This window comes from Actinoalloteichus spitiensis RMV-1378, from assembly GCF_000239155.1.
GTDB classification, from domain to species: domain Bacteria; phylum Actinomycetota; class Actinomycetes; order Mycobacteriales; family Pseudonocardiaceae; genus Actinoalloteichus_B; species Actinoalloteichus_B spitiensis.
The window spans coordinates 1-6,454 of sequence record NZ_AGVX02000028.1 but is presented as its reverse complement, the minus strand read 5'-3'; the positions used below and the strand labels follow the sequence as shown (position 1 = coordinate 6,454).

Here is a 6,454-nt window from a genome sequence, read left to right as displayed (position 1 = left end):
GGTGATCGCCGCCCGCAGGGCGGCCGCGGGATCGGGCGCGGTCGCCGCGACCGCCGCGAGCGGGCCGAGCTCATCGGCGAGGAGGGCCCGGAACGCCGCGCGGACCAGGCCCGCGCGCCCGCCGAAGAGCCGGTACACGGTGGCCACCCCGACGCCGGCCCTGGTGGCGACGTCCTCCAGTCGAAGGTCGACCGGCCCGTCCGCCGGGAGTTCGGAGAAGGCCGCGGCGGCCGCCCTGGAGATCCTCTCCCTGTTGCGCCGAGCGTCGGCGCGTCGGGGTGTCTCGCGCATCAGCGCATTCAACAGCACTGACGTCGCCGGGCTCGCCGCTCGGCGAGCACGGTCACCCGGCCCGGTCGCCGGTTCCGCCCGTCAGGGGCGTGGCGGGCCGGCGACGGACTCGGACGGCCCGGGACGCCGCGCCCCGGGGAATCGTGAACTCACCAGGCGACCTGGAACGAGGAGAGACCGTAGACCACGTTGAAGGACCGGAACTCCGCCTCGCCCGGCACCTCCCGCAGGGTGGGGAAGCGCCGCAACAGCGCGGGGAAGGCGATCCGCATCTCCATCCGTGCCAGCGGCGCCCCCAGGCAGTGGTGGACGCCGTGCCCGAAGGCCAGATGGCCCAACGCACCGCGCGTGACGTCCAGGCGGTCGGGGTCGGCGATCAGCTCCGGATCACGGTTGGCCAGGGGCAGGCTGCAGAGGACGACGTCGCCCGCGCGGAGCTGCACCCCTCCGAGCTCGGTGTCGACGGTGACGGCCTTCACGGTTCCGGTGTGGACGATGCTCAGCCAGCGCAGGAGCTCCTCGACCGCGGCGTCCACGGCGGTCTCGTCGTCGCGGACGGTCGCCAGCTGCTCGGGATGGCGCAGCAGCGCCAGCGTGCCCAACCCCAACATGTTCGACGTCGTCTCGTGACCGGCGATGAGCAGCAGGTCGGCGATACCGGCCAGCTCCCCGGTGGTCAGGTCGTCGCCGTGTTCGCGGACCAACCTGCCCAGCAGGTCGTCCCCTGGGGCACGGCGGGCCCGCAGGACGAGTTCCGTCATGTACTCCCGGGACTCGTCCTGCACGAGGGCCCGTTCCTCCCTCGTGCTGGACACGTCCAGCAGCCGGGAGCTGCGCTCCTGGAAGGTGTCCCTGTCCTCGTAGGGCACGCCGAGGAGTTCGCAGATCACCAACGAGGGCACCGGGAGCGCGAAGGCGGTCACGAGGTCCGCCGGCGAGCCACCGCGCTCCATCGCGTCGAGGTGGTCGGTGACGATGTCCCGGACCCGGGGTTCGAGGTCACGGATGCGGCGCGCGGTGAACGCTCCGGTCAGCATCCGCCGTATCCGGGTGTGCTCGGGCGGGTCGATCGCCAGGAAGTTGCCCTCCAGCGCCCGCTGCGTCTCCTCCTCGCTCATGCCAGCCGTCGCCGCGCTGTCGAGCACCTGCTGGGTGTTGCTGAACCGTTCCGGATCCGCCATGACCTCCCGGACGTCACGGTGACGGGTGACCATCCAGGCGTCGAACCCGAAGGGGGTGTGGACGAGTTCGACCCGCGCCCGATCCCGGATCTCCCGCACCTCCGGGGCGGGGGCGAACTCCTGCCGCCGCATGTGCAGCGGTAACTCGGTGATCCGTTCGGACGCTGTCTCACTCACGGGCGTTCTCCGTTCGGGTGTGTCCCCGACCACCACCGTTCTGATAGCGGTCTATCACATATTACTCAAGGTATCCGAACGGCCACAAAAAACAACTGGGTGCGCACGGGAAACGGGGCCGGGAACGCCCAGCGCCAGTGGCCGCCCCTCGGCCCTCGGTCCCGCTCACCCGCCGGTCCACCGGACGCGCACCCCGCACGCCCCGCGCGTTCCCGCACGCCCCTGGTGGGTGTCGTTCGCGGGAGTCCCGCGCTCAGCCGGTGGGCGAGGACGCGTGCCGCCCCCAGCGCGCGACCGCCTCGTCCACCTCCTCGTCGCCGATGCCGACCAGGTCGCCATCCCTGACCAGGACCCGACCGCCGACCACGGTGTGCCGCACGTCGGCCGCCGTCGCCGCGTAGACCACCGTGGAGTACGGGTCGTGCTCTGGCCGGGTGTGCGGGCGGTCGGTGCGCACGACGACCAGGTCGGCCAACTTCCCGGGCTCCAACGAGCCCAACCGGTCCTGCAACCCCAGGGCCCGGGCACCGCCCGCCGTGGCCATCCGCAGTACCGACCGCGCCCCCACCGCCGACGGGTCCCCGGTGTGGACGCTGTGCAGGAGCGCGCCGTACCGCATCACGTCGAACAGGTTCAGGCCCGTCGCGCAGGCGGAACCGTCGGTGCCCAGCCCCACGGGCACGCCTCGGGCGACGAGGTCGGGCACCCTCGCGATCCCGGCGGCGAGCTTCGCGTTGGACACCGGGCAGTGCGCCACCGACGCCCCCGAGTCGGCGACCAGGTCCAGTTCGGTGTCCGTCAGCCAGACGGCGTGGGCCAACACCGTGTCCGGACCGAGCAGGCCCAGATCCGCCAACAGCTCGACGGGCCGCCTCCCCGTCCGGTCGAGGACGGTGTCCACCTCGGTCTGGTTCTCCGCCGCGTGCACGTGGAGCAGTGCCCCGTGTTCCCTCGCCAGCGCCCCGACCGACCGCAGCTGCGCCTCGTCCAGGGTGTAGGTGCTGTGCGCGAAGACGCTCGGCCGGCCGAGCGCGTCCGGTTCCCGGCCGGCGAGCTCGGCGTCGGCGAGGCGGAGCCGTTCACCGAAGTCACTGATCCCGTCGGGCAGGTCCGGCACGTCCATGAAGGTCGGACCGGCGAGCAGGCGGAAACCCGCGCGCCGGGCGACACCGGCGGCGGCCTGGTGGAACCAGTACATGTCCAGGGCGGTGGTGGTGCCGCCCCGCAGCGACTCGGCGAGCGCGAGCAGCACCCCGGCGGCGACGTTGTCGGCCGTGAGCAGGCGCTGCTCCAGCGGGATCACCCTGGCGAGGAAGCCCTGGAGGTCGACGTCGTCGGCGGTGCCCCGCAACAGGGACATCGCCAGGTGGGTGTGGGTGTTCACCAGACCCGGTAAGACCACCGAGCCCGTCGCGTCGAGCACCGGCGCGTCCGGGTACCTGGCCCGCACGGCGGCGGCCTCCCCCACCTCCACCACCCGGCCCTCGCCGAGGGCGACGGCGCCGGCGGGCAGGACCGTGTCCTCGGCGTCCAGGGTGAGCACGACACCGCCGGAGACGACGAGGTCGACCGGGGTTGGCTGGCTGTGGTTGGCGGACGCGGGCGTCGGGTTCATGCGGTCAGCCTAGGTCAGCGGACCGAGGCTCCCGGTCGGTTCGGAGCGGGGGCCACGGGCCTGGTCTCGGCACGGGACCGGAGGTCGCCCGGTGCGGCGGGCCGCACGCGGGGGAACCGACGCCGGGAGAGCCCGGGGAGGGGAGCCGTTCCGGCACCGGTCTCCCCCAGGTGTTCACCCGCCGTGAACAGCCGTGCACACGGAACCGCACCGGCCCCTAGGCTTCTCGGCATGGCGAAACGAGCCGTCGTCCTCGGCAGTTCCGGCCAGATCGGACGAGCGGTGGTGCTCGGTCTGGTCCGCACCGGGTGGGAGGTGCGGACCGTCGACAGGGGTCGCCGTCCCGTGCCCTCGACCTGGGCCGAGCTGGGGGTGCGCCGAACCCTGCTGGACCGGGACGAGCCCGGCGCACTCCGCGCCGCCCTCGCCGCTCAGGGCGGCGCCGACGTGCTGGTGGACACCATCGCCTACGACGAGGCGCACGGCCGGGAGCTGTGCGCCCTGGCGGACCTGGTCGGTTCGGCCGTGGTGGTGTCGAGCGCGGCCGTCTACGTCGACGAGGCCGGCCGGAGCCTGTCCGGCGGGCTGACCGACTTCCCCCGTTTCCCGGTCCCCCTCCGGGAGGACCACCGGACGGTCGCACCGGGCGACTCCGGCTACGCGGCGCGGAAGGCGGCGCTGGAACGCGTGGTACTGCGCTGCGACGCGCTGCCGGTCACCGTGTTGCGGCCCGGTGCCGTGCACGGTCCCGGCTCGACCGCTCCCCGCGAGCTGTGGCCCCTGCTCCGCGCGGTCGACCGTCGTCCTGTCGTCGCGCTGGCCCACCGGGGAGCAGGCGTGTTCCACACCGCCAGCGCCCGGAACCTCGCCGAACTCGTCCGGCTCGCCGCCGCCCGTCCCGGGAGCAGGGTGCTCAACGCCGGCGATCCGCATCCTCCCTCCGTCCTCGACATCGTGCGGTGGGTGTGCCAGGCGGCCGGCCACGCACCGGAACTCCTCCTGTTGGACGGGCCGCCGTTGGGCGGCGGTGTCGGTGCCACCCCGTGGTCGGTCCCCCACGACGTGGTGTTGGACCTCGGCGCGGCCGAACGCGAGCTGTCCTACCGGCCGGTCACCACCTATGAGGACACGGTGCGCCCGGCGGTGCGCTGGTTGACCGAAGCGCTTGAGGGCAGGGGGTGGCGGGAGGCCTTCCCCGAGATCGTCCGGTTGTACGGGGACGGGTTCGCCGACTACGCCGCAGAGGACGCCGTCCTGGGCGGCGTCGGGACGTAGCCCGGCGTCCCCGGTCCCGCGCGCCGGACCGGGCCGGGACATCGGCGACGGCCACAGCCCCGGGCCGGGGCGGGTCCGGGCCGACGACACGCACCGACGCGGGTCACCTCGGGTGCGCGGACGGGCCACCGGGCGGGGGAAACCGGTGGCGTTGAGGGTGACGCCGTTGGTACAAGGAACGGATGACTCCGCCTGCCACCGACGTCCCCCACCTGTTGGCCCGTCTCGGCCACCCGGGCGCGGAGCGGCTCGCCGGGGGGATGGAGGGGGAGGTCTGGCGCCTCACCGGCGACCTGGTGGCGAAGGTGTGGCGAGCCAGGACCCCGGAACAGCTCTCCCCCCTCGTGGCGTTCTCCCGGGAACTCGCCGACCAGGGGCTTCCCTTCGCCACCCCGTACGTCGAGGAGGTCCGGGAGGTCGACGGTGTCGTGCTCAGCCTGGAACGGCACCTGCCCGGGACGTCCCTGGCCGACATCGTCACCCGGGGCGAGGTGACCGGCGAGCGGGCGGTGGAGATCACCGTCGAGGTGGTGTCCGCACTGGCGTCGACGGTGGCCGGCCCGGCCAGCCGGGCGCTTCCGGTGTTCGGGGAACCGCGTCCCCTGTGGGCGGGACACCGGTCGTGGGGAGGCGCGCTCGCGGCGCTGGTGCGTCGTCGCGCCCCGGCGGGTCCCGCTGGCGGGCCGCTGGGTTCGGCGGTCGACGAGCTCGACCGCAAGATCGACGGGCTCCTCGTCCTGCTGGACAGGGTCCGGGTGGCGCGGCCCGCCGTGGTGCACGGGGACATCTGCCCGGAGAACATCCTCGTGGACCAGGCAGGATCGGTGACCGCGCTGCTGGACTGGGGTTTCGTCTCCACCGCCGGTGACAACGCCTTCGACGCCGCCACCGCCGCCGGGTTCCACGACATGTACGGGCCGGACGCCGGGGTGAAGCGGGAGCGGCTCGTCGACGCGGTCCACGCGGAGCTGGGCTACCCCGTCGAGCTGCTCCTCACCTACCTGGCCGCCTACGCGGTCACCGGTGCCACCGCCTACTCGTCGTCCGGAGCGGACGGCCACTTCGCCTGGTGCGCCCACATCCTCAACCAGGCGTCCGTCACCGACCTGCTGGTGGCCAACGCCCCGAGATGAGCGGGCGGCCGGGGACCGGCGGTGCCCGGAGGACACCGCCCGGGTCCGCCCGTGCCGGTCACCTCGGCGGCTAGCCCTGCGGCAGCAGGGTCTGCATCTCGTCGATCTCGGCCTGTTGGGTGTTCAGGACGCGCTCGGCCAGCTCGGCGACCTCCGGGGACTCCCCCTCGTCGAGCACGGTCTGGGCGAGGTCCACCCCGCCCTGGTGGTTGATGAGCATCATCGACAGCCAGAGCTGGTCGAACTCGTCCCCCTCGGCCTCGGCGAGTCGACGGAGTTCGTCCTCGGACAGCAGTCCGTGGGGCGGCACGGCGGACGCGGACGGTGACGTGCTCCCGTCCCCGCCGGCACCGTCCTCGGGGACCTCCTCGTCCCATTCCTCCAGCCAGGAGGTCAGCTGGTCCAGCTCGGGCCGCTGGGTGCCCTCGATCCGGTCGGCGAGTTCCTGGATCTCGGCGTTCTCGGTGTGCTCAGGCGCCAGCTCCGCCATCTCCAGTGCCTGCCGTTGGTGGGGGACCATGTCCCGCGCGAACTCGATGTCGGCGGCGTTGGGGGCGGTGTCCCCACCGGTGGTGCCGGAACCGGTGTCCTGGCCGCCGTCGGAACAGCCGGTGAGGGCGAGGCCGACGGCGGCGGCGGCCGAGGTGAGGACGAGGCGGAGCGGGAAACGGGTGGTCACGGGCGTTCTCCTCGGGAGTGGCTGAGACGGGTGGACGCGACGACGCCGCGGCTGGCGGCCACGGCGCGACCGTCACAGCCGCAGCAGCCCCAGCCCGGCGAGC

6 protein-coding genes are annotated in these 6,454 nt (G+C 73.5%); 2 read left to right on the top strand and 4 right to left on the bottom strand.

What is annotated here, in order from left to right:
* The 3 genes from ACTIDRAF_RS0201515 to ACTIDRAF_RS0201505 all read right to left on the bottom strand — a co-directional run.
* Positions 1–291: TetR family transcriptional regulator (locus ACTIDRAF_RS0201515; protein WP_016696951.1), on the bottom strand; the 291-nt coding region annotated here is incomplete at its 3' end.
* A 149-nt stretch (positions 292–440) separates the two neighbouring features.
* Positions 441–1,649, bottom strand: coding sequence for a cytochrome P450 (locus ACTIDRAF_RS0201510; RefSeq protein ID WP_016696950.1), 1,209 nt, complete (start codon positions 1,647–1,649; stop codon positions 441–443).
* 253 nt (positions 1,650–1,902) lie between these two features.
* Positions 1,903–3,264: an amidohydrolase family protein gene (locus ACTIDRAF_RS0201505; protein ID WP_016696949.1), complete on the bottom strand. Its 1,362-nt coding sequence runs from the start codon at positions 3,262–3,264 to the stop codon at positions 1,903–1,905.
* A 231-nt stretch (positions 3,265–3,495) separates the two neighbouring features.
* On the opposite strand from ACTIDRAF_RS0201505, the gene ACTIDRAF_RS0201500 reads away from it, so the two are divergent.
* Together ACTIDRAF_RS0201500 and ACTIDRAF_RS0201495 are read left to right on the top strand one after the other, a co-directional pair.
* The gene (locus ACTIDRAF_RS0201500) at positions 3,496–4,539 is read left to right on the top strand and encodes an NAD-dependent epimerase/dehydratase family protein (RefSeq protein ID WP_016696948.1); all 1,044 of its coding nucleotides are present in this window, start codon (positions 3,496–3,498) and stop codon (positions 4,537–4,539) included.
* Between the two features lie 182 nt (positions 4,540–4,721).
* Positions 4,722–5,672: a phosphotransferase family protein gene (locus ACTIDRAF_RS0201495; protein ID WP_016696947.1), complete on the top strand. Its 951-nt coding sequence runs from the start codon at positions 4,722–4,724 to the stop codon at positions 5,670–5,672.
* A 70-nt stretch (positions 5,673–5,742) separates the two neighbouring features.
* Here ACTIDRAF_RS0201495 and ACTIDRAF_RS26665 read toward each other — a convergent pair whose 3' ends face one another.
* A complete protein-coding gene (locus ACTIDRAF_RS26665) occupies positions 5,743–6,351 on the bottom strand; it encodes a DUF305 domain-containing protein (protein ID WP_016696946.1) in 609 nt (202 codons plus the stop codon).
* Between the last annotated feature and the right edge of the window lie 103 nt (positions 6,352–6,454).